The sequence below is a fragment of the Corallococcus sp. CA053C genome (genome assembly GCF_003611675.1).
In the GTDB taxonomy this organism is placed as follows: Bacteria; Myxococcota; Myxococcia; order Myxococcales; family Myxococcaceae; genus Corallococcus.
Genome location: NZ_RAWA01000733.1, coordinates 1 through 2,009 on the forward strand (window position 1 = coordinate 1; position 2,009 = coordinate 2,009).

Annotated in this window: 2 protein-coding genes; both read right to left on the bottom strand. The window is 68.8% G+C overall.

Translation table 11 applies throughout. The annotated features are described in order from the left end of the window. Window positions 1-1,219, bottom strand: a 1,219-nt coding sequence (locus tag D7V97_RS42680; RefSeq protein WP_233583607.1) for an MlaD family protein, incomplete at its 3' end; no start/stop codon positions are given. After that, a partial coding sequence (locus tag D7V97_RS42685) for an ABC transporter ATP-binding protein (RefSeq protein ID WP_233583608.1) occupies window positions 1,216-2,009 on the bottom strand: 794 nt, incomplete at its 5' end. The genes D7V97_RS42685 and D7V97_RS42680, both read right to left, overlap by 4 nt.

A 2,009-nucleotide genomic window follows, 5' to 3' on the forward strand; every position in this document is an offset into this window, starting at 1 on the left:
AGCATACGAGATTACTACGCGTCTCGTGGGCTCGGAGAGGTGTATAAGAGACAGGGGCGGGAGGCGGCTCGGCGGGCGTCAGCGGCGTGGGCGCTGTCTGGGGTTTGCCTACCTGGTCCAGCGCTTCGTGATTGCTGACGGAGAAGCGCACCAGCGCGCGGAGGATGCGATTGCGCTTCACGTTGCCCAGCACCTCGCGCAGGTCGTCGTAGACAGTGGGGTCGGCGACGAGGGCGCCCAACGTGCCGTCGCCCTTGGCCACGGTGGCGGTGATCTGCTTGATGTCCGCCGCCGCGCTGCCCAGGTCCGCGAACATGCCCTTCGCGTCGCCGTAGACCAGCTGGTGCACCGCTCCGTTGGGGCTCTTCTTCGCGTCCTCGATGAGGCCCGCCAGCTGGCCCGCGGCCTCGCCCAGTTCGCGCAAAGCCACCGCGCCGTCCTGGCCGTAGATGAGCGCGTGCGCGGTGCCGTCGCCGCGGCGCACCTCGCCGAGGATGGCCTCCACGTGGCCCAGCGCGCCGTCCATGCGCTTCGCGGCACCCGCGGCGTTGGCGAGCAGGGTGTTCACCTCCTGGCCCGTGCGCTTGTCGTAGATGAGCGCGTGCAGCGCGCCGTCGCCCTTCTCCACCTCTTCCATGATGGAGCGCAGCGACGCGACGCTCCGGGCCAGGTCGCGCGACAGCTCCGGGTTCGCGTAGACCCTGACGGCGTCCTTGAGGGACTCGCTGATGGCGACGGAGTTCTCCATCACCTGGCTGGCGCTGCTCATCAGCTTGGACAGGTCCCCGCCGCTGCTGGACTTGACGACGCCGCCGGGTGGCACGGCCGGCTGGTCCGCGCTGCCCAGGGAGATGTCCACCGCCTTGTCGCCCAGGACGCCCATGCTGGTGAGCTTCGCGACGGAGTCCGCGCGGACGCGGTCCGCGTAGGCGCTGGCGACCTGGAACTGCACCTCCAGGCGGCTGTCCTTCAGGTCCTGGGAGAAGGTCACGCCGTTGACGCGGCCCACCTTGAGGCCGCCAATCCAGACGGGGGACTGGTCGCTCAGGCCGTCCACGCTGTTGAAGTAGGCGCGGAAGACGACCTGGCGTTGGAAGAGGTTGGACTCGCGGCCGATGAAGAAGACGACGACGCCGGCCACGGCGAGGCCGACGGCGACGAAGACGCCCGCGCGCACGGCCAGGCGCTTCTCCTTCGAGGTGGACGTGAAGAAACTCATGGTGTTCCTCGGGGGTTCAGCTCCAGGCGGCGCGCGTCCAGGAAGGCCCGCACCTCCGGCACCGTGGAGCGGCGCATCTCTTCAGGCGTGCCCACCTGGACGATCTTGCGGTTGGCCAGCATGGCCATCCGGTCCGCGAGCACGAAGGCGCTCACCATGTCGTGCGTGACGACGATGGACGTGGCGCCCAACCGCTGCTTCATCGAATCAATCAACTCGTTGATGGTCTGCGTGGTGACGGGATCCAGGCCCGTCGTCGGCTCATCCCAGAGGATGACCTCCGCGTCGGTGGCGATGGCGCGCGCCAGGCCCACGCGCTTGCGCATGCCGCCGGACAGGTCCGACGGCATCAGCTTCTCCGTGTTGGGCAGGTCCACCAGCTCCAGCTTCTCCGCCACGCGCTTGCGCACCTCCGCGAGCGACAGCTTCGGGAAGTGTTCGCGCAAGGGATAGGCCACGTTCTCCCCCACGGAGAGCGAGTCGAAGAGGGCCGCGCCCTGGAACACCATGGCCACGTGCTTGCGGACCTCCAGGAACTGCTCCTCGGAGAAGCGCGAGACGTCGTAGCCCTCGAAGAGGACGCGGCCGCCGTCCGGGTGCATCAGGCCGATGAGGCACTTGAGCAGCACGCTCTTGCCCACGCCGGAGCCGCCGAGGACCACGAGGGTCTCCCCCGCGCGCACGTCCAGGTCCACGCCGTCGTAGATGCGCTTGGCGCCGAACTGCTTGACGAGCCCGTCGAAGCGGATGAGTTCCTCGCCCGGGGTGGGCTTGCGGAACTCGAACGGGG